21 protein-coding genes are annotated in these 20,993 nt (G+C 68.9%); 14 read left to right on the forward strand and 7 right to left on the reverse strand.

What is annotated here, in order from left to right; translation table 11 throughout:
- Positions 1-4: 4 nt before the first annotated feature.
- From JNK84_RS03500 to JNK84_RS03525, 6 genes are read left to right on the forward strand one after another with little or no spacing between them, the layout of a single operon-like run.
- Positions 5-865: a dioxygenase family protein gene (locus JNK84_RS03500; protein WP_293420611.1), complete on the forward strand. Its 861-nt coding sequence runs from the start codon at positions 5-7 to the stop codon at positions 863-865.
- Between the two features lie 10 nt (positions 866-875).
- A complete protein-coding gene (locus JNK84_RS03505) occupies positions 876-1,625 on the forward strand; it encodes an SDR family NAD(P)-dependent oxidoreductase (RefSeq protein WP_293420613.1) in 750 nt (249 codons plus the stop codon).
- A 59-nt stretch (positions 1,626-1,684) separates the two neighbouring features.
- Entirely contained in the window at positions 1,685-2,572 is an 888-nt protein-coding gene (locus JNK84_RS03510; protein WP_293420615.1) for a 3-keto-5-aminohexanoate cleavage protein, read from the forward strand.
- 12 nt (positions 2,573-2,584) lie between these two features.
- On the forward strand, positions 2,585-3,613 hold the full coding sequence (locus JNK84_RS03515; protein ID WP_293420617.1) for a quinone oxidoreductase family protein: 1,029 nt from the start codon (positions 2,585-2,587) through the stop codon (positions 3,611-3,613).
- A gap of 4 nt (positions 3,614-3,617) precedes the next feature.
- A complete protein-coding gene (locus JNK84_RS03520) occupies positions 3,618-3,965 on the forward strand; it encodes a cupin domain-containing protein (RefSeq protein ID WP_293420619.1) in 348 nt (115 codons plus the stop codon).
- 55 nt (positions 3,966-4,020) lie between these two features.
- The gene (locus JNK84_RS03525; RefSeq protein WP_293420621.1) at positions 4,021-4,989 is read left to right on the forward strand and encodes a Bug family tripartite tricarboxylate transporter substrate binding protein; all 969 of its coding nucleotides are present in this window, start codon (positions 4,021-4,023) and stop codon (positions 4,987-4,989) included.
- A 6-nt stretch (positions 4,990-4,995) separates the two neighbouring features.
- Here the strand turns inward: JNK84_RS03525 and mtaB are convergent, their stop codons facing one another.
- On the reverse strand, positions 4,996-6,270 hold the full coding sequence (gene mtaB, locus JNK84_RS03530; RefSeq protein WP_293420623.1) for a tRNA (N(6)-L-threonylcarbamoyladenosine(37)-C(2))-methylthiotransferase MtaB: 1,275 nt from the start codon (positions 6,268-6,270) through the stop codon (positions 4,996-4,998).
- A 3-nt stretch (positions 6,271-6,273) separates the two neighbouring features.
- Complete coding sequence (gene dapF / locus JNK84_RS03535) at positions 6,274-7,140, reverse strand: diaminopimelate epimerase (protein ID WP_293420625.1); 867 nt, start codon at positions 7,138-7,140, stop codon at positions 6,274-6,276.
- Positions 7,141-7,307: 167 nt separating this feature from the next.
- Here dapF and JNK84_RS03540 point away from each other — a divergent pair, with 167 nt between their 5' ends.
- From JNK84_RS03540 to JNK84_RS03550, 3 genes are all read left to right on the forward strand, one after another.
- Complete coding sequence (locus JNK84_RS03540; protein ID WP_293420627.1) at positions 7,308-8,018, forward strand: GyrI-like domain-containing protein; 711 nt, start codon at positions 7,308-7,310, stop codon at positions 8,016-8,018.
- 146 nt (positions 8,019-8,164) lie between these two features.
- Positions 8,165-9,097, forward strand: coding sequence for a ring-cleaving dioxygenase (locus JNK84_RS03545; RefSeq protein ID WP_293420629.1), 933 nt, complete (start codon positions 8,165-8,167; stop codon positions 9,095-9,097).
- Between the two features lie 86 nt (positions 9,098-9,183).
- Positions 9,184-9,810, forward strand: coding sequence for an alpha/beta hydrolase (locus JNK84_RS03550; RefSeq protein WP_293420631.1), 627 nt, complete (start codon positions 9,184-9,186; stop codon positions 9,808-9,810).
- A gap of 61 nt (positions 9,811-9,871) precedes the next feature.
- Here JNK84_RS03550 and JNK84_RS03555 read toward each other — a convergent pair whose 3' ends face one another.
- The gene (locus tag JNK84_RS03555) at positions 9,872-10,405 is read right to left on the reverse strand and encodes a L,D-transpeptidase (protein WP_293420633.1); all 534 of its coding nucleotides are present in this window, start codon (positions 10,403-10,405) and stop codon (positions 9,872-9,874) included.
- Between the two features lie 339 nt (positions 10,406-10,744).
- On the opposite strand from JNK84_RS03555, the gene JNK84_RS03560 reads away from it, so the two are divergent.
- Positions 10,745-11,497: a hypothetical protein gene (locus JNK84_RS03560; protein ID WP_293420635.1), complete on the forward strand. Its 753-nt coding sequence runs from the start codon at positions 10,745-10,747 to the stop codon at positions 11,495-11,497.
- Between the two features lie 78 nt (positions 11,498-11,575).
- Entirely contained in the window at positions 11,576-11,827 is a 252-nt protein-coding gene (locus JNK84_RS03565) for a hypothetical protein (protein ID WP_293420637.1), read from the forward strand.
- A gap of 204 nt (positions 11,828-12,031) precedes the next feature.
- Here the strand turns inward: JNK84_RS03565 and leuB are convergent, their stop codons facing one another.
- From leuB to JNK84_RS03585, 4 genes are all read right to left on the reverse strand, one after another.
- A complete protein-coding gene (leuB, locus tag JNK84_RS03570; protein ID WP_293420639.1) occupies positions 12,032-13,144 on the reverse strand; it encodes a 3-isopropylmalate dehydrogenase in 1,113 nt (370 codons plus the stop codon).
- Between the two features lie 167 nt (positions 13,145-13,311).
- On the reverse strand, positions 13,312-14,337 hold the full coding sequence (locus JNK84_RS03575; RefSeq protein WP_293420641.1) for a DUF4167 domain-containing protein: 1,026 nt from the start codon (positions 14,335-14,337) through the stop codon (positions 13,312-13,314).
- A gap of 376 nt (positions 14,338-14,713) precedes the next feature.
- Positions 14,714-15,769, reverse strand: a complete 1,056-nt coding sequence (locus JNK84_RS03580; RefSeq protein ID WP_293420643.1) for an aldo/keto reductase — start codon at positions 15,767-15,769, stop codon at positions 14,714-14,716.
- Positions 15,770-15,804: 35 nt separating this feature from the next.
- A complete protein-coding gene (locus tag JNK84_RS03585) occupies positions 15,805-16,488 on the reverse strand; it encodes an arylesterase (protein ID WP_441343198.1) in 684 nt (227 codons plus the stop codon).
- 51 nt (positions 16,489-16,539) lie between these two features.
- Here JNK84_RS03585 and JNK84_RS03590 point away from each other — a divergent pair, with 51 nt between their 5' ends.
- The 3 genes from JNK84_RS03590 (at position 16,540) to JNK84_RS03600 (ending at position 20,889) form a co-directional block, all read left to right on the forward strand.
- On the forward strand, positions 16,540-17,262 hold the full coding sequence (locus JNK84_RS03590; protein ID WP_293420647.1) for an ABC transporter ATP-binding protein: 723 nt from the start codon (positions 16,540-16,542) through the stop codon (positions 17,260-17,262).
- Positions 17,259-19,838, forward strand: coding sequence for an ABC transporter permease (locus JNK84_RS03595; protein ID WP_367272213.1), 2,580 nt, complete (start codon positions 17,259-17,261; stop codon positions 19,836-19,838). Before JNK84_RS03590 ends, JNK84_RS03595 begins: the two co-directional genes overlap by 4 nt.
- A 202-nt stretch (positions 19,839-20,040) precedes the next feature.
- On the forward strand, positions 20,041-20,889 hold the full coding sequence (locus tag JNK84_RS03600) for a Bax inhibitor-1/YccA family protein (RefSeq protein ID WP_293420649.1): 849 nt from the start codon (positions 20,041-20,043) through the stop codon (positions 20,887-20,889).
- Positions 20,890-20,993 lie beyond the last annotated feature (104 nt).

The following is a 20,993-nucleotide window of genomic DNA, read 5'->3' on the forward strand; positions in this document are numbered from 1 at the left end:
AACGATGATCATCGAGCGCCAGGAGCAGGTGACCGATGCGGTGCTGTCGGCCATGGCCGAAACGGCGGATCCGCGCCTCAAGGAGATCATGGAGGCGCTGGTTCGCCACCTGCACGCCTTCGCGCGCGAGGTGCGGCTGACCGAACCTGAATGGGAAAAGGCGATCGAATACGCGGTCGGCCTCGGCCAGTTCACCAATGACACCCACAACGAGGCGGTCCTCGCCTCTGACGCGGTGGGACTGTCGACCCTCGTCTGCCTGCTCAACAATGGCAATGCCGGCAATACGGAAACGGCCGCCGCGCTCCTCGGCCCGTTCTGGCGGATGCACTCGCCGCGCACCGAGAACGGCGGCTCGATCCTGCGGTCCGAGACCCCCGGCGCGAGGCTCGCCGCCTCATGCCTCGTGCGCGACGGCAAGGGGCAGCCCATCGCCGGCGCCGAAGTCGATGTCTGGCAGGCCTCGCCCATCGGCATGTACGAGAACCAGGACGAGAACCAGGCCGACATGAACCTGCGCGGCAAGTTCGTCACCGGGGCGGACGGCCGCTTCGCCTTCACCTCGGTCAAACCGGCGGGCTACCCGGTGCCGACCCATGGCGTCGTCGGCCGGATGCTGGAGGCGCAGAACCGCCATCCCTTCCGTCCGGCGCACATCCATTTCCTGATCTACAAGCCCGGCTTCAAGACGCTGATCACCCAGGTCTTCGTCGATGACGACAAGCACCTCGAGAGCGACGCCGTGTTCGGCGTGACCCGTTCGCTGATCGGCGACTTCGCCAGGGACGGCGACGGCTACACGCTCGACTATACTTTCGTGATGGAGCCGGGCGAAGCCGTGCTCCCCGTTCCCCCGATCAAGTGAAGGACAGCGCATGAGCGCATCCAGGCTTTCCGGCAAGGTTGCCGTCATTCTCGGCGGCTCGGGCGGCATCGGCGCGGCGAGCGCCCGCCTGTTCGCTGCCGAAGGCGCGACCGTCGTCGTCACCTATCGCTCGGACAAGGCAGCGGGCGAAAAGGCCATTGCCGGCCTGCCCGGTTCCGGCCATTTCGCCGCCAGCGCGACGGTGGAGGACACCGTGACGCTCACGGCGCTCGCGGCCGAAGTCGAGAGGCGGCTCGGCCGCTGCGACATCCTCGTCAATTCGGCGGGCTACACGAAGCCCGTCGCGGCCGGCGATTTCGACGCCCTGACCGACGACTTCATCGACGAGATGTTCCGCGTCAACTGGCGCGGCCAGTTCGCCGCCGTCCGCGTCTTCCGCAAACTGCTGGAGGCCAGCGGCGACGGGCTGATCGTCAACGTCTCCTCGCTTGCCGCTCTCACCGGCCAGGGCTCCAACATCGCCTATGCCGCCTCCAAGGCCGGCATGGACACGCTGACCAAGGCTCTGGCGCGCACGCTGGCGCCGGCCGTGAGGGTCATGAGCGTCTCGCCCGGCGCGGTCGATACCGATTTCGTGCCGGGGCGCGGGCCCGAACAGCTCGCCAAACTGGCGCCGACCATCCCGCTGAGGCGCGTCGCGACGGTCGACGACTGCGCCCGCGCCATCGTCGCCTGCGCGACCCATCTCACCTATTCGACCGGCTCGATCATCCTTCTGGATGGCGGCCGGGCGCTCTGACAGCCGGGGCTCTCGCCCCCAATCGACAACGAAGGCAAAAGGGTACCCTGATGAGGCCGATGCGGAACAAGGTCGTCATCACCTGCGCGGTGACCGGCAACCTGACGACCCCCGACCAGACCCCGCACCTGCCGATCACGCCGGAGGAGATCGCCGAGGCCTGTCTCGGTGCGGCGGAGGCCGGCGCTGCCGTCACCCATATCCATGTGCGCGAGCCCGGCACCGGCAAGCCGTCGATGGAGCTCGAATACTACCGCGATGTGGTCGCGCGCATCCGCGCGCGCAACCCCAAGCTGATCCTCAACATCACCACGGGGCCGGGTGGCCGCTTCGTGCCCTCCGAGGACGATCCCAAGGTCGCGGCGCCCGGCACGACGCTGGTGGTCCCCGAGAAGCGGGTCGAGCATATCGCCGCGCTGAAGCCCGATATCTGCACGCTCGACCTCAACACGATGAACTCCGGCGCGCAGGTGGTCATCAACACGCCCGGCAATGTCCGCCGCATGGCCAGGGTCATCCGCGAGGCCGGCGTCAAGCCGGAAATCGAGCTGTTCGATTCCGGCGACATCGCCCTGATGCACGACCTCCTGAAGGACGGCTCCATCTCCGGTCCGTCCATCGCCTCTTTCGTGATGGGCGTGAAGTACGGCTTCCAGCCGACGCCGGAGACGGTGCTCTACGCCCGCGACATGCTGCCGGCGGATACCGAGTTCACGGTGATCGGCACGGGGCGCTCGTCCTTCCCGATGGTGGCGCAGTCGGTGCTCGCCGGCGGGCACGCGCGCACCGGGCTCGAGGACGCGGTCATGCTCGACCGCGGCGTGCTCGCGCCGTCCAACGCCGCCATGGTCGCGAAGGCCCGCCGCATCGTCGAGGAGCTCGGCGCGCAGGTGGCGACGACCGACGAGGCCCGCGACATTTTCCACCTGCCCTCCCGGGCCGCGTGACAAGAGGACGCCATGACGGTCGCCACCGAGATCGAGGCCGAGACCGCAGCCCTCGCGATGCGCGCGGTCCGGCTTGCTGCCAAGGCCGAAACCATCGAGGCGGTCGCGCCCACGGTCGAGCCCGTGGCACTGGCGCGCCGTAGCGCCGACGACGTGCTGGTCGAGGTACGGGCCGCTGCGGTCAATCCGTCCGACGCCAAGGCCGCCATCGGCATGATGCCCTATGCCGTCTTCCCCCGGACGCCGGGCCGCGACTTCGCCGGCATCGTCGTCGAGGGACCGGCCGATCTCGTCGGGCGGGAAGTCTTCGGCTCGTCCGGCGATCTCGGCATCCGCCGCGATGGCACCCATGCCACGCATCTCGTCGTCGAGGCATCGGCGCTGGTCGAGAAGCCGGCAAACATTTCGCTCGCCGAGGCGGCCGGCATCGGCGTGCCCTTCGTCACCGCGCAGGAAGGCTTCCGCCGCACGGGAATGCCGAAGGCCGGCGAGACCGTGCTGATTCTCGGCCTCAACGGCAAGGTTGGCCAGGCCGCGACCCAGATCGCGACATGGCAGGGCGCCAGGGTCATCGGCGTCGTCCGCAAGGACGAGGGCCATGCCGGTCATGCCAGCGGCCCGGTCACCGTGATCAACGCCGCGACGGAGGACGTCGCCGCGCGCGTCAGGGAACTGACCGGCGGACGCGGCGCCGACATCGTCTACAACACGGTCGGCGAGCCCTATCACGAGGCGGGCACGAAATCGCTGGCCGTCACTGGCCGCATGATCATGATCGCATCGGTGAAGCAGCCGGTCGCCTTCGACATCTTCGCCTTCTACCGCGGCCGCCACACCTATGTCGGCATCGACACGCTGGCTCTGTCCTCGACCGCGACGGCCGACGTTCTCCGCGATCTCGTAGCCGGCTTCGCATCGGGTGCGCTGAAGCCGTTCCCGATCGAGAGCCGCGCCATCTACCCGCTGGACAGGGCGCGCGACGCCTATATCGCGGTGCTCGGCGCCTCACGCGACCGCGTCGTCTTCCTGCCCAACGGGTGATCCGATGCACGTCAACCGCTTCGCCGACCTGAAGCCCTATCAGTCTCCCGGCCATCACGACATGCGGATGCTGCGCATGCAGGGCCGCGAGGCGGGTCCCTCGGAAACGATGTGGCTGGGCGTCTCGCAGCTTCTGCCCGGCGGGCATATCGATCCTTCCGCCTCGCCGGAGGAGAAGATCTATGTGGTACTCGACGGCGAACTGACCATCCAGACCGACAGCGAGACGGCGGTTCTGCGCCAGTGGGACAGCTGCCGCATCGCTCCCAACGAAATCCGCGCCCTGAAGAACGAGACGAACAGGACCGTGGTCGTGCTGCTCGCCATGCCGCTGCCGAAGCCGGCGGCCTGAGCCAACGGCATGTCAGGACCAACGACAAGAATGACGCCCCCCGGAGGATCCCCCCATGCCCCTCGATCGCAGAGGCTTGCTCATAGGCGCCGGCGCGGCGTCGGCCGGTGCTTTCCTTGGAGCCCAGGGCGCCCGCGCCCAGGCCTATCCCAACCAGATGGTCCGGCTGATCGTGCCCTTCTCGGCCGGCAGCATGACGGACATCCTCGCCCGCTCCCTCGCCGAGAAGCTGCGCGAGAAATGGGGCCAGCAGGTCATCGTCGAGAACCGGCCCGGCATTGCCGGCACCGGCGGCGTCGCCCGGGCGGCGGCGGACGGCCTGACGCTGATGCTGACCTCCAACGGCCATGTGGTGATCCGCGCGGTCAACCGCGACGCGACCTTCGACCCGGTGAAGGATTTCGTCGCCATCGCCAAGGTCGCCTCCATGCCCTCGATCATGATCGCGCCGGCCGAGGGCGACATCCGCACGGTGGACGATCTGGTGAGGACGGCGAAAGCCCGGCCGGGCCAGCTCAACTATGCCTCCGCCGGCCTTGGCAGTTCCACCGGCATCGCGGCCGAGGTGTTCCGCCACGCGACCGGCACGCAGATGCAGCTCGTGCCCTATCGCGGCATGCCGGAAAGCCAGACCAGCGTACTTAGAGGCGATTCCGCCTTCTGCTTCACCTTCTTCAACGTCGGCGGCGACCTGATCCAGGCCGGCCGGATCCGCGCCCTCGCGGTCACCGGCGATGCGCGGATGTCGCAGCTGCCGAACGTCCCGACCTTCAAGGAGGCCGGCCTTGCCAGTTTCGCCTATGACGCATGGTTCGGCGTACTCGGCCCGGTCGGCCTGCCGAAACCGCTGGTCGACCAGATCGCGCGCGACATCAAGGAGGCGCTGGGCGCGGCCGACATGCGCCAGCGTTTCGAGCAGCAGGGCGTGACCCTCGTGACCTCGACGCCCGAGGCCTTCCAGGCGGAACTCGCCAGCGATGCCGAGAAATACGGTCCGCTCGTGCGGCAGGCCGCCGGCGGCTGACGCCGTTCAGGCCGCGATGGCCTCGCGGCCATCGTGGCCCGCCACGGTCAGGTCGACGATGACGCCGGGCTCGATGGGCGCGTTGAGGCGGACCGGCGTGAAATGCTCGGTGCGGCCCATGCCGGTCGTCTCGGTCAGCACGCGGTAGCCACGGCCCACCATGCCGTCGAGATGGGCGCGCAGCGCCTGTTCGCCGCGCTCGCGCAGGCGCTTGGCGCGGCTCTTCACGACCTCCCGCGCGACCTGCGGCATGCGCGCCGCCGGCGTGCCGGGTCTGGCTGAGAACGGGAAGACGTGGAGATGCGTCAGGTCGCACTCGCCGACGATGTCGAGCGAGCGGGCGAACATGTCCTCCGTCTCGGTCGGAAAGCCCGCGATGATGTCCGCGCCGAACACCATGTCGGGCCGCAGCCGCTTCACCTGATCCGTGAAGGCTATTGCATCCGCGCGCAGGTGCCGCCGCTTCATCCGCTTCAGCACCATGTCGTCGCCGGCCTGCAGCGAGAGATGCAGATGCGGCATGAACCGGGCCTCGCCGCCGATGACGTCGAGCAGGTCGCGGTCGGCCTCGACGGAATCGATGGACGAGATGCGCAACCGCTCCAGCTCCGGCACATGTTTCAGAATCGCCTTGGTGAGCGCGCCGAGCTTCGGCTCACCCGGCAGGCCCTGCCCATAGCTGGTGATGTCGACCCCGGTCAGCACGACCTCGCGATAGCCGTTCTCGACCAGCTTGCGGACCTGTTCCACCACCTCCCCCATCGGGACGGAGCGCGAATTGCCGCGGCCGAACGGGATGATGCAGAAGGTGCAGCGGTGGTCGCAGCCGTTCTGCACCTGGACGAAGGCGCGGGAGCGCCCGGTGAGCCCGTCGACGAGGTGCAGCGCCTGTTCCCGCACCGCCATGATGTCGTTGACCGCGACCTTCTCGGTCGCTGCGACGCCGAAATCCGGCCCACGTGACAGCGCCAGCCGGGTCTCGCCCCAGGCCTCCGCCTTCATCTTCTCGTCATTGCCGATGACGCGGTCGACCTCGGCCATCCCGGCGAACATTTCCGGCTCGGTCTGCGCCGCGCAGCCGGTCACGACGATCCGGGCGTTGGGGTTCTCGCGCTTCATGCGGCGGATGGTCTGACGTGCCTGCCGCGTCGCCTCGGCGGTCACCGCGCAGGTATTGATGACGATCGCGTCGGACAGGCCCGCCTCCGAGGCAAGCTTCTGCATCACCTCAGACTCGGAGGTGTTCAGCCGGCAACCGAAGGTGACGACCTCGACGCCCATGGCTCAGGCAGCCGACGCGAACAGGGCCGGGTCGAACGTGCCGGTATGTTCCAATTCGGTCGGCCCGGTCATGATGACGTGGTTGTCCTCGCGCCACTCGATGAACAGCTCGCCGCCGGGCAGGCTGATACGCGCGGCGCGGTCGGTCCGCTTGGTGCGGGCGGCCGCAACCAGCGCCGCGCAGGCGGCCGAGCCGCAGGCCCTGGTGATGCCGACGCCGCGCTCCCAGACCCACAGCACGATGTGATCGCGCGCCTTGACGGCGGCGAGCGAGATGTTGGCCCGCTCCGGAAAGATCGGATGGTTCTCCAGCATCGGCCCGATCTTCGGCAGGTCGAAGGCATAGGGATCGTCGACCCAGAACACCGCGTGCGGATTGCCCATCGAGACGACCGACGGTGAATGCAGGATCGGCGCGTCGATAGGCCCGATCTGCAATTCGATGGCGCGGGTGTCGCGGAACTCCTCGGCGAGCGGAATGTCCTGCCAGCCGAAGCGCGGCTCGCCCATGTCGACCGAGAAGGCATGCGGCCCGGTGCGGCGGCAGTCGAGCAGGCCGGCGACCGTCTCGACCACCAGATGGTCGCGGCCGGTCTCCTCGGTCAGCACCCAGGCGACGCATCGCGTGCCGTTGCCGCAGGCGCCCGCCTGCGATCCATCGGTGTTGTAGATGCGGATATAGGCGGCCGTGCCGGGCGTCCTCGGCCTGTGCAGCACCATCAGCTGATCGAAGCGCGATCGCTCACCGGCGGCGATCGCCCGCGCCTCAGCCGCGGTCACGACATGGCTCGATCCGCGCAGGTCGACCACGACGATCTCGTTGCCGGCGCCGTTCATCTTCCAGAACGGATGGTTTGCGAGGGCGCTCATGACGTTGGTCTCGTGACACCGGGCTCTCGTCGGGCCGTGATCCGATGACGGAGTTGGTGCGTCAATGTGATGAAAGGGACACGATGCGACTTTCCTATATAGGCTATCGTGCCGCGCATCAAAATGGCCGGCGCGGGGCGCTGGTGCAGGCGAAGGATGGGCGGGCCATGACGGCTCTCGTCACGACGGTCTTCCTGGGTGTTCTCGCGGCAGCGGCGCTGACAGCGGGAACAGCCTTCGCGCAGGCGCCCGCGGCGCCTCCCGCCGAAACGCAGCGCGCGCCATCGCCGCCGCCGACCGCGCCTGCCGATCCCGCGCCACCTGCTCCCGCGGCCCCGGCTGCGCCCCCCGCCGTCGCCGCACCCGACGCGCCGGCCTCGGTGCTCCCCTCCGACGAAGTCGTGCAGGGCGCCGGCTTCGGCGACGAGGTGACGCTTGAGGCGAGGCCCGCCGTCATCCTGCCCGGCAAAACCACCTGGGACGACCTTTACGGCACGTTTCGCAAGGCGATCGAGCAACTCACCCGCATCGCCAGCGCCAACGGGCTGACCGCCTCCGGCCCGCCGATGATCCGTTTTGTCTCGTCCTCCGACGATCAGGTCGACTACGAGGCCATCCTGCCCGTCACGCGGATCGACGGCGATCCCGCGCGCCTGACGCCGGCGAAGCCGGGCGAGACGCCCGCCGGCCGCGCCATCCGCTTCGTCCATCACGGCGGCTACGACACGATGGAACAGACCTACGACGAGATCACCAACCATCTCGACGAGCGGGGCATCGCCGCCGAGGACGCTTTCGTCGAGGAATATGTCCGCGATCCCGACAAGACTCCCGAGACCGAGATGGCCACCTTCATCTACGTCTTCCCGAAGAAATAGCGGGGCCCGCAATCTCGCAATTCGTTCCCGCGAGATTTGCACGATCTGATTGCGCGGACGCAAGGAATTCACGATAGCGCCGCCGGCGGCCGCTCCTATCTTGTCTCCAACACACGAGGCCTTCCGCCTCACCGGGAGACAGGACCATGACCCGCAACGGCATTCATCACGTCACCGCCATTTCCGGCCCGGCCCGCCGCAATGTCGATTTCTACGTCGGCACGCTCGGCATGCGGCTGGTCAAGAAGACCGTCAATTTCGACGATCCCGGCACCTATCACCTCTACTACGGCGACGAGACCGGCCAGCCCGGCACGATCCTGACGTTCTTCCCCTGGGAGCATGCCGCTCCCGGCCGGATCGGCATCGGCCAGACGCAGGAGACCATGCTTCGCGTACCCGCGGGTTCGCTCGGCTGGTGGGCGCAGCGCTTCATCGAGAAGGGCGTGCCGCACGAGACCATCACCAGGCGCTTCGGCGAGACGGTTCTGCCGTTCTCCGATCCCGACGGCATGAAGCTGTCGCTGGTCTGCCTGGCCGGCATCGGCGACGAGCCGGGCTGGGCCGGCGGCGACATCCCGGCCGAGCACGCCATTCGCGGTTTCCACGGCGTCAGCCTGCTGGTCGACGAGGGCAGCCGCACCGGCGCGATCCTCAGCGACGTCTTCGGCCTTGCCGAGGCCGGCCGCGAGGGCACGACCGTGCGCTACCGGGCAGCGGATACCGCCATCGGCGGCATCGTCGATGTCCGCTCGGCTGGTGGCTTCCTGCCGGGGCGCGAGGGTGCGGGCTCGGTGCATCACATCGCCTTCCGTGCCGCCGACGATGCGGAGCAGGCGGCGATGGTGAAGAAGCTGACCGAAACCCACGGCCAGCGCGTCACCGCGCAGCGCGACCGCAACTACTTCCGCTCGGTCTATTTCCGCGAGCCGGGCGGCGTGCTGTTCGAGATCGCGACCGACGAGCCGGGCTTCTCGATCGACGAGCCGGTCGCCAGCCTCGGCGAGGCGCTGAAGCTGCCGCCGCAATACGAGGCGCAGCGCAGCCGCATCGAGGCCGTGCTGCCGGCGCTCGCCTGACAGGACCAGACGCTCCCCGCGCATCCGGCGCGGGGAGTTCCTTCACTTCATCGCCGCGCCAAAGGCGCAGGCTTCGGGAGGTCGCCATGACCGTCGCCACTGCTTCCTCGTTCACCTATCGCCACGTGCCCGCCACGGATGCCTCGCGGCCGCCGCTTCTGCTGCTGCACGGCACCGGCGGCGACGAGAACGATCTCATCCCGCTCGGCCAGATGATCGCACCTGGAGCCGCCATCGTCTCGCCGCGCGGCAAGGTGCTGGAAAACGGCATGCCGCGCTTCTTCCGGCGGCTGGCCGAAGGCGTGTTCGACGAGGCCGACGTGATCCGCCGCGCCAACGACCTCGGCGACTTCATCGCGGAGGCCCGCGAGCGCCATGGCCTTGCCGCGCCCGTCGCGGTCGGCTTCTCCAACGGCGCGAACATCGCGGCGGCGCTGCTGCTGCTGCGGCCGGAGGCGCTCGCCGGCGCGGTCCTGATCCGCGCCATGACGCCGCTGGCCGACGCACCGAAACCTGATCTTGCCGGCAAGCCGATCCTCATGCTGACCGGCGCCATGGATCCGATCATCCCCGAGGCGAACGCAGCGGAGCTCGCCCGGCGGTTCGAGACGTCTGGCGCCAATGTCGAGCACGAAGTCCTGCCCGCCGGACACAGCCTGACCCAGGCCGACATCCGTCTGGCGCGGGACTGGCTCGGCAAGCTGAGGGCCTGAAAAGCAGAAGGCCCGGCCTTGCGGCCGGGCCCTCTTCAGCGCTCCCCTCCGAGCATCTGAATCAGCGCGTCACCACCACGCGGGTGCCGACGCCGACGCGATTCATCAGGTCGACCACATCCTCGTTCAGCATGCGGAAGCAGCCGAAGGAAGCGGCCGTGCCGATCGAGCGGCGCATGCCGGCGCTGGTGCCGTGAATGGCATATTCCCCACCCGCCAGCGTCAGGGCGCCTTCGCCCATCGGATTGTTCGGCGCGCCGCCCGGAATGACATCGGGCAGCGCCGGATTCGACCGCCGCACGACCGCCGGCGGCGACCAGGCCGGACGCACGTGGCGGCCGTTCACCACCGTCTCGCCGAGCCATTGCTCGGACGGGCGGCCGACTGCGATGCGATAGCGGATCGCCGTGCCGTCGGCCTGCACGAAATAGAGCCTGCGCTCCGAATTGCGGATGATGATGGTGCCCGGCTCGGCGCTTGAAGCCGTGAACCTGATGACGTCGCGGGCTTCTGCCGCGCCCGGCGCCGCGATACCGGCAAGCGCACACGCGCCCACCGCGGCGGCCGCCAGCCGCCGGATGACTCCAGTCCCCATGACCCTCTCCCACGCCGCCTTTACGGCTCCCGACGGATGACATCAGGAATCCGCGGCGGCGGTTTCTTCGCAGTTGCCAAGTCAGAAAAACCGGCAATCAGAGTCAACGAGTCATTCCATGTCCCGGCGCGGGTTTCCGTCCGATGTTGCGGCCGCGCAACGCTTGCGGCGGCGGCAGCCCGCACGGTGACGAAACCTTCACCACGATGCGCATTCACCCGGCATCAACCATGTCCGGCAACCCGGCCCAGACAGCTGCCCCCCATCATGGCCCCGAGGGATTGGGGAAGGTTGCCGATGCGCCTTGGGGGACGAGCCACCGTGCCGCTGCGCGAGCGCATGTCCGTTCGGACCGTCGCGCTCGCCGTGGTCTTCGGCGCCATTGTCGGGCTGCCGATCGCCGCGCTGTCGCTTGCCGCGCGCGCGGGCGGGCAGCAGGCGACGGAGCTGCGCGAGGCGGCCGACCCGGTTGAGGCAGCGCCCGTCTGGCGCACGGTCGCGACCCGCCATGCCGGCTTCGACGTCGATGCGCCCCGCTGGCGCCCGCTCGGCCAGCGCATGACCGTGCTGCGCCGCGCTGACGGCCTGTCGCGCGAGCATTTCCAGTTCGGCGAGGCCTCCGACGGCCGGCGTCACGCCGCCGTGGTGGTCGATCGCGGCGAGCTCGACCCGGCGTCGGCCGCCGACGAGCTGTCGGCGCTGTTTTCCGATCTCGGCCTGATCGCCCGCGTGAGCGCCAGCCCGCTGCCGCTGGAGACCAAGTTCGGCGCGGCCGCGACCGCCGACGTGATGCTGGCCGGCGATGACGGCGCCAAGGCCTGCCTCGCCTTCCTCGTGCGCGCACCGGATGCCCGCCTGCGCATCGCCGGATGGACCTGCAATGCCGGCCCGGAAATCGTCAGCCGCGCGGAGGCGACATGCTTCGCCGACCGCATCTTCGCCGTTGGTCTCCGGGACCCCGCCGTCGCCGGCATTTTCGCGCGCGCGGAACTGCGCCGGCAGGAGGCCTGCCCCGGCGCGGGCGCTGCCTCGGCGCCTGTCGGCACGACCGAGCGCGGCGGCCGTCCGGCCCTGCGCACGAACCGGCTCTGATCCGTCGCAAGACGGCCGCTTTACCCTTCATTAACCATAAACGCCCAAGGTGCGCGCCGAACCACGATGGAGGCGCACATGGCTGTTGGTCAGATCGGTCCGAATGCCGTCGGCCCCGCCGGAGCCGGCGGAACCGCCACGGGCCAGGCGGCTGCTCCCGCCCGGACGGAAGCCGCGCCGCGCACGCGCGTCGCCGGCGTCACCGTGACCCTCTCGCCGGAGGCGCGCCAGCACCTGTCGCGGATGGAAGGTTTCACCGCCACCATCGGCACGTCGAAGCAGCCGAAGCAGATGGCAAAGCCCGGCCTCAACATCGACTTCCGGACCTGAGCGCGGCCCCGTTCGCGCATCGCTCGTCGCGCGCGCAACTCTTTCCGTCATGGCCGGGCATAGGCGGCCTTTGACCGCCATTCCCTAGCTTGCACGTCGAGGCACTGCCTCGACTATGCCGGCCATCCACGAATTTCTTCATCGGTTGGGTTCAAGTCGCGGATGCCCGGCACAAGGCCGGGCACGACGCGAGCAGGCGGGCTCTCACGCCGCGAGGCGCTGAAGCTCCTTCACGATCGCGTCGCCCATCGCCGCCGTGCCGACGACATGGGTGTTTTCGGACTTGATGTCCGCCGTGCGCAGCCCGCTGGCCAGCACATTGGTCACCGCCTTGTCGAGCATGTCGGCGGCTTCCACCAGCTTGAACGAATAGCGCAGCGCCATCGAGAACGACGAGATCGTCGCGATCGGATTGGCCGCGCCCTTGCCGGCAATGTCCGGCGCCGAGCCGTGGACCGGCTCGTAGAGCGCCTTGCGCTTGCCGGTCGCCGGGTCCTCGGCACCGAGCGAGGCGGAGGGCAGCATGCCGAGCGAGCCGGTCAGCATGGCCGCCACGTCCGACAGAATGTCGCCGAACAGGTTGTCGCAGACGATGACATCGTACTGCTTCGGCCAGCGGACGAGCTGCATGGCGCAATTGTCGGCCAGCACGTGCTCCAGCTCCATGTCGGCGAACTCGGCCTTGTGGACGCGGGTGACCACCTGCTTCCACAGAACGCCTGATTTCATGACATTGTGCTTCTCGGCCGAGGAGACCTTGTTGCGCCGCGTCTTGGCCAGTTCGAAGGCGACGCGGGTGATCCGCTCGATCTCGGAGGTCGTGTAGAGCTGCGTGTCGATGGCGCGCTGCTGGCCGTCTTCCAGCGTGACGATCTCCTTCGGCTCGCCGAAATAGACGCCGCCGGTCAGCTCGCGCACGATCAGGATGTCGAGGCCCTCGACCACTTCGGTCTTCAGCGACGAGGCCGCCGCGAGCGCCGGGAAGCAGATGGCCGGCCGGAGATTCGCAAACAGGCCGAGATCCTTGCGCAGGCGCAGGAGGCCGGCTTCCGGGCGCTTGGAATAGGGCACGTCGGCCCATTTCGGCCCGCCGACCGCGCCGAACAGCACGGCGTCGGCGGCCTGCGCCAGCGCCATGTCGGCGTTGGAAATGGCCTCGCCATGCGCGTCATAGGCCGTGCCGCCGACAAGGCCGCGCTCGGTCTCGAAGCCGGCAATGCCCTGCTTGGAGAACCAGCCGACGACCTTCTCGACCTCCCCCATCACCTCCGGGCCGATGCCGTCGCCGGGCAGGATGAGAAGCTTGTGCGTGGCCATGGCCATGTCCTTGGAATTTTTGCCGCTGCGGCGCTTTACCGCCAAGCGCGGCGCGAGGGCAAGCGGCCGGAACGGGAGATTGCCATGCCGGCCGGCAAATCCGGGCCGGGCAGCAAAAAGGGCGCGCCCGGCGGACGCGCCCTTTGCAACCGGGATGGTGGGCCGGCCTACTCGGCCGCCGGCGTCTTTTCGGCGGCTTCCGCTGACGCGTCGTCCTCGACCCGCGGCGTCCTGCGCTTGCGCGGGCGCGGGGCGGGCGCTGCCTCGTCCTCGGCCTGAACGGGAGCCGGAGCGGACACGGCGCCACCGGTGATGAAGGACGGCAGGCCAAGGCTCCCCGTCTCCTCCTCGCGGACCGGCGACCTCTCGGCAGAAGACCGCTCGGCAGCCGGCCGGTCGCTGCTCACCCGCGGCGCATCGCCCGGCTCGCCGCCCTCGTCCTGATCGAAACCGGAACCCTCGCGGCGCGACTGCCGCTCGGCGAAGCGCTCGGCGCGGCGGCGCTCGAAGCGCTCGCGGCGGCTCTCGTAGGGACGCCCGTCCTGACGCTGGCCGTCACCCTCGGGCGCGGCGCCCTGAACGTCCGGCTGCTCGCCGCCGCCCGCATCCTGCTGGAAGCGCGGACGGTCCTGACGGTCCGGGCGCTCCTGGAAGCGCGGGCGATCCTGCCGGTCCGGGAACCGGTCGCGATCGCGGTTCTGGCCTTGGAAGTCGCGCCGCTCGCCGCCCTGGAAATCGCGGCGCTCGCCCTGGAAGTCGCGCTGGCCCCCGCCGAAATCGCCGCGCGGCTGCTGATTCTGCTGTGGCGGCTGTTCCGGGCGCACGAAGACAGGCGATTCGAACCGCTTGTCGAAGGGCGAGGCGAAATCGTCGTCGTCGTCCTCATCCCCTTCGTCCTCGACGACGGGCTGACCATCCGGACGTGGCTGCTGCTGACGCTGCGCCTCGTGAGCGGCCGCGATGATGCGGAAATAATGCTCGGCGTGTTGCAGATAGCTTTCCGCCGCGACCGGGTCGCCGGACGAATGGGCGTCGCGCGCCAGCTGAAGGTATTTTTCGGCGATGTGCTGGGCCGTGCCCCTGATCTTCACATCCGGTCCGTTCGATTCGTAGCTCCGCGACAGCGGATTCGGACCCTTGCCGCCGCCGCGATTGTTGCGGCCGCGCATTCGCTTGTTGTTGCCGTTCCTCATGTCGGTCCTTTGTCGACCTCCTCAAGCGGCGGCCGCATCTGCGCGGCGCGTCCATCTCATCCGGCCACCATGGGCAGAGCCGCAAGGGCTTTCAGGCCCGGCTCCGCCGATACGGCGGCAAATCCAACGATCTATCGGGTTCAAGGACGCGGGCATCTGCCCGGCCTTCCGCGCGCCTCGCGCGCCTAGTCCTCTTTCGGGATCGGATCGCCGCGCGCCCTGCGCCGCGTCTCCGACTTGCTCAGCCCCACCAGACCTGTTCGGTATCGATGTTCGATGCGCGGATATGACCCCGGACCGCATCGAATCCCATAAGCTCAAATTAGCGGGTCCGACGCCGGATTCCAAGCGGATTCTGCGAATCGCCCTCGCGCCCTCACGGAGCCGGATTGCCGCGAAGCTGATGAACCTCGTCGATCCGCGCGAGAATCTCGTCGGAAAGCACCGTTTCGCCACCGTCGATCGCCGTCTTGAGCTGGCTCAGCGACGTCGCACCGACAATCGCCGAGGTGACGAACGGCCGGCTCGCGACGAAGGCAATCGCCATTGCCGCTGGGTCGAGGCCGAACGCACGGGCTATGCCGACATAGTCGCGCACGGCCTCCTCCGATCCCGGCTTCTGATAGCGTTGCTGACGGTCGAACAGGGTCACCCGCGCGCCGGCCGGGCGGGCGCCGTCGAGGTACTTTCCAGTCAGAAAGCCCTGCGCGAGCGGCGAATAGGCGAGCAGGCCGACCTGCTCGCGCAGGGCGACCTCGGCGAGCGCCGTCTCATAGGTGCGGTTGAGGAGGTGATAGGCGTTCTGCACGGTCTGGACCCGCGGCAGGCCGCGCATGTCCGATTCCTTCAGGAACGACATCGTGCCCCAGGCGCTCTCGTTGGAGAGGCCGACGAACCGTACCTTGCCCGCCTTCACCAGGCCGTCCAGCGCGTCGAGCTGCTCGGCGATCGCCGTCTCGCCCGCGCGCGCCTGCCACAGGGCCGCGTCGAATCGCGTCGGATTGGCCCCGAAGGGCGCGGGCCGCTCCGGCCAGTGCAGCTGGTAGAGGTCGATATGGTCGGTGCCGAGCCGCTTCAGGCTCTGTTCGAGGGCAGTGATCATCTGCGCGCGCGTGAGACGCGTCGGCGCCTTGTCCGGCCGCAGCCAGTCGAACTGGCCAGCGCCCGCGACCTTGGAAGCCAGGAAAATGTCGTCGCGCTTTCCCCGCGCCTTCAGCCAGGAGCCGATGATCCGCTCGGTCGAGCCGTAGGTCTCGGCCTTCGGCGGCACGGAATACATCTCGGCGGTGTCGAAGAAGGTCACGCCGCGCGAGACCGCATAGTCCATCTGGGCATGGCCCTCGGCTTCGGTGTTCTGCTCGCCGAACGTCATGGTGCCGAGGCAGATGGCGGTGACGGTCTCGCCGGTGCGGCCGAGGGGGCGGGTCTGCATGAAAATATCCTGATGGGGGAAGTGGGGGGAACGCGTCAGCCTCGCGGCCGCGCCCGCGCACGCACAAGCAGTTCCTCGGCCCTGGGCACGATCCGCTCGACGATCACGTCGACGCCCTTCGCGTTCGGGTGCATGCCATCGGCAAGGTTGAGGCCGGCAGTCGCGGCGACCCCGTCGAGGAAGAAGGGGTAGAGCAAGGTTCCGTGCTTTTCGGCAAGCTCCGGGAAAATGCGGCCGAAGGCCTCGCCATAAGCAGGGCCGAGATTGGGCGGGGCGAGCATGCCGGCGATGAGAACAGGAATGTTGCGCGCCTTCAGCCGGGTCAGAATCTCGTCGAGCGCGCGGCGCGTCACCCCGGGGTCGATGCCGCGCAAGGCGTCGTTGGCGCCGAGCTCGAGGATCACGGCATCGACATCGTCGCCGACCGCCCAGTCGAGCCGCTCCAGCCCACCCGTCGATGTGTCGCCGGAGACGCCGGCATTCTCCACCGACACGGCATGGCCCCGCGCCCGCAGCGCCGCCTGCAATTTCACTGGAAAGGCATCGCCCGGAGGCAGCTGGTAGCCGGCGGTCAGACTGTCGCCCAGGGCGACGATCCTGATCTCGCGCGGGGTCTGCGCTTCGGCCGGACGGACGGCGACAAGCGCCAGGGCAACGACGAGAGCGGTCACGAAGTATCGCACGTGCGTTCCCTTCCCAAGCCGGCAACCCGTTGCCATCTAGGGTCGGCCGTGCCTTGTTGCAATGCCGAAATGGACCGAAGCGCCGCGATGGATGCCCTGAACCGCCAAGCCGATGCCTCTTCCGCCGTGCTGCTCGACCAGGTCGAGCTGTCGCTCGGCTCGGGCGCCTCGCGTGTCCACATCCTCAAAGGCATCTCGCTCAGCGTCGCGCGCGGCGAGAGCGTCGGGCTCGTCGGCCCGTCCGGATCGGGGAAATCGACGCTGCTGATGGTCATGGCCGGGCTGGAACGGCCGGATGCGGGAACCATCGCCGTCGCCGGCACGGACATCACCCGGCTGGACGAGGACGGCCTTGCCCGCTTCCGCGGCCGACATGCCGGCATCGTGTTCCAGTCCTTCCATCTAATCCCGACCATGACGGCGCTGGAAAACGTCGCCGTGCCGCTGGAACTCGCCGGCGACCGCGACGCCTTCGACAAGGCCGCCGCCGAATTGCAGGCGGTCGGGCTCGGCGCCCGTCTCGACCACTATCCCGCGCAGATGTCGGGCGGCGAGCAGCAGCGGACCGCGCTGGCGCGCGCCGTCGCGGGCAAGCCTGAAATCCTGTTCGCCGACGAGCCGACCGGCAATCTCGACGAGACCACGGGGCGCTCGATCATCGAGCTGATGTTCGCCAAGCAGGCCGAGCGCGGCGCGACGCTGATCCTCGTCACCCATGACCGGGCGCTGGCCGAACGCTGCGACCGGGTCGTGCGTCTGCGCTCAGGCACCATCGTCGAGGACATCCGCATGGCGGAGCGCGTGTCTTGATAACCTTCGTCGCGCGGCCGGCGCGCCTGCCCGTCGCCATCCGCCTGGGCTTGCGCGAATTGCGCGGCGGTTTGCGCGGCTTCGGCATCTTCCTCGCCTGCATCGCACTCGGCGTGACCGCCATTGCCGGTGTCGGCTCGTTCGCGCGCGGCCTCGTCGATGGTCTCGCCCGCGAGGGCCGCGTGATCCTCGGCGCCGACGCCTCCTTTCAGGTCATCCATCAGGAACTGCCGCAGGCGATCGTCCAGGCCCTGCGCCAGAAGGGCACGACGGCCACCATGGCCACCACCCGCGCCATGTCGCGGGTCGAGCCCGCCGGCGCGCCGCCACGCTCGGCCCTCGTCGAGATCAAGGCCGTCGAACCGGCCTTCTACCCGCTCGTCGGCGCGCTGGAGACCGAGCCGCCGCTCGGCGCGACCGAGGCGCTGGCCGAGCGCGACGGACAATACGGCGTCCTCGTCGAGCCCGCCTTGCTCGCCCGCCTCGATCTCAAGGCCGGCGACAGCCTGATCCTCGGCAACCTCTCCGTCCGCATCGCCGGTGTCATCCGTCAGGAACCGGACAGGCTCGCCGCCGGCATCGGCTTCGGCCCGCGCCTGATCCTTTCGCTCGACGCCTTCCGCGCCACCGGCCTGATCCAGCCGGGCTCGCTGATCCGCTGGATGTACCAGCTGCGTCTTGATGACCGCCTCGCCTCCGACGCCGATGTGCGACGCGCGGCCGAGGACATGACACGCCGCTTTCCGGAGGCCGGCTTCGAGATCCGCTCGCGCATGAACGCCTCGCCGCAGCTCGCCAACCAGGTACAGCGCTTCTCCCAGTTCCTGACGCTTGTCGGACTGACGGCCCTGCTGGTCGGCGGCGTCGGCGTCGCCAACGCGGTCGCGAGCCTCGTCGACCGCAAGCGCGACGACATCGCCACCCTGAAAGCGCTCGGTGCGACCGGCGGCACGGTCTTCGCCGCGACGCTGACCCAGATCGGCGTGCTCGCGCTTGTCGGCACCGCCATCGGCCTCGTTGCCGGCGCCCTGCTGCCGGGGGCGGTGGTCGGGCTGTTCGGCGCCATCCTGCCGCTGCCGGTCGATGCCTCGGTTCACCCGTCCGAACTCGCGATCGCCGCCGCCTACGGCCTGCTCGTCGCGCTCGCCTTCGCGCTCTGGCCGCTGGGGCGGGCCCATGACGTGCCGGTCTCCGCCCTGTTCCGCGACACCGTGGATGGCGAGCGACGCCTGCCGCGCCGGCGCTATCTGCTGCTCGCCGGCGGCGCGCTGGCGGCCCTCGTCACGCTGTCCGTCGTCTCCTCGTTCAACCCGCGCCTCGCCATGGGCTTCATGGCGGGGGCCGCCGCCGTCTTCGTCGCGCTGCGCCTTGTCGCCTGGGCGATCATGGAAGGGGCCATGCGCTTGCCCCGGCCGCGCCGAACGGGCCTGCGCCTTGCCATCGCCAATCTGCACCGGCCGGGTGCGCTGACCCCCGCCGTGGTGCTCTCGCTCGGCCTCGGCCTGACGCTGCTCGCGGTCATCGCACTGGTCGATGCCAGCTTCCGCCGGCAGATCGAGCAGGCGCTGCCGGCCCGCGCGCCGTCGTTCTTCTTCGTCGACATCGCCAATTCCGAAGCCCAGCGCTTCGACGCCTTTATCGCGCGCGAAGCGGCGGACGCCGAGCTGAACCGGGTGCCGATGCTGCGCGGCCGCTTCGTACGCCTCGGCGGCCGGCCGGTGGAGGAAATCCGCGCCCGCGACGACATCGCCTGGGCGCTGCGCGGCGACCGCGGCATCACCTATGCCCCCTCAGTGCCGCAGGGCTCGCAGATCGTGTCCGGCCAGTGGTGGCCGGCCGACTATGCCGGCCCGCCACTGGTCTCCTTCGACGAGCGCATGGGCAACGGCTTCGGGCTCAAGGTCGGCGACGAGGTGACGGTCAACGTGCTCGGCCGCAACATCACCGCCCGCATCGCCAATTTCCGCCGGATCCAGTGGGACAATCTCGGCATCAACTTCATCGTCGTGTTCTCGCCGAACACCTTCCGCGGTGCGCCGCATGCCCATCTCGCGACCCTCACCTTCCCGGCGCAGAAGAGCGCCGCCGAGGAGATCGCCCTCCTGCAGAAAGCGGCCGCCGTCTTCCCGGCGGTGACGACCGTCAGGGTGAAGGACGCGCTTGAGGCTGTCGGCCAGCTCGCCGCGCAGATCGCCGCCGGCATTCGTGGCGCCAGCCTCGTGACGCTGATCGCATCCGTGCTGGTGCTCGCCGGCGCCATCGCCGCCGGCCACCGGGCGCGTGTCTACGACGCGGTGATCCTCAAGACGCTCGGCGCGACGCGCCCCATGCTGATCGGCACCTATGCAACGGAATACGCCATTCTGGGCGCGGTGACGGCGCTGTTCGGGCTCGCGGCGGGCTCGGTCACGGCCTGGGTCGTCACGACCCAGGTCATGAACATCCCCTTCGCCTTCGCGCCGCTCGCCGCGCTCGGCATCGTGCTGCTTGCGGTGGTGCTGACCGTCGGCTTCGGCCTCGTCGGCACCTGGCGCGCGCTCGGCGAAAAGCCGGCCCCCGTGCTGCGCAACATGTAAGGCTTCGCGCCGGAGCCGGAGATGCGCTTCCCCTGTACGGAAGGCGTCGGGTGCATTGCGACAAAGGGACGCGTAAGCCCGGAATTACTGGGTTTTCGGGAAGTTTGGCCTTGTTTCCGCCGTGGGCTCAGCCATATTTGGCAGCGAGGAGAGCAGCGTCCATTCGCGTGCTCGCCGATGAGGGAAACCCAGAGGTTCTTCCATGTCGCACTACGATCCGAACGCTCAGGCCTATGGTGGCTACGGCTACGGGCAGCCGACGGCGGTCCAGCAGGCCCAGATCGACCAGGGTCTGCGGTCGTACATGATCGGCGTCTACAATTACATGATGATCGGCCTGGCCATCACCGGCTTCGCCGCTCTCGGCATCTACATGCTCTCGGTCACCGGCGACGCCAACCTCGCCGCCCGCGGTGCTCGTGGCGCGGCTCTCGCGATCCGCAGCGGCCAGTATCTGACGCCCTTCGGCGCCTTCCTGTTCACGAGCTGGTTCAAGTTCGTGGTCATCCTCGCCCCGCTGGGCGTGGTGATGCTGCTGTCGTTCCGGGCCGACCGGCTCAGCGCGCCGGCCGCGCAGATCACGTTCTGGGTCTATGCGGCGCTGGTCGGCGTCTCGATGACCACGATCCTGCTCGTCTACGCTCACTCGTCGGTCGCCCGCGTGTTCTTCATTACGGCGGCGTCCTTCGGCGCCCTGTCGCTGTGGGGCTACACGACCAAGCGTGACCTGTCCGGCATGGGCACCTTCCTGATGATGGGCCTGTTCGGCCTGATCATCGCCTCGCTGGTGAATATCGGCATCGCCGCCTTCACCGGTCAGGCATCGACCATGCTGCAGTGGATCATCTCGGTCGTCGGCGTTCTCGTCTTCGCGGGTCTCACCGCCTACGACACGCAGAACATCAAGAACGAGTACATCTACAGCCTGTCCTATGCCAATGACGGCTCGATCCTGCAGAAGGCCGCCATTTTCGGCGCCCTCCAGCTCTACATGGACTTCGTCGGCATGTTCCAGTTCCTGATGTCGCTGCTCGGCTCGCGCAACGAGTAACCGGCACGCCATCCCGGCGCTCCAATCGAACCCCCGGCTTCGGCCGGGGGTTTTTGTTTGGCCGTGCCGGTGCCGGCATCGCCGTGGTGGTGGCGATGATCCGC

Origin of the sequence: Phreatobacter sp. (assembly GCF_016793595.1) — a bacterium.
Lineage (GTDB): Bacteria > Pseudomonadota > Alphaproteobacteria > Rhizobiales > Phreatobacteraceae > Phreatobacter.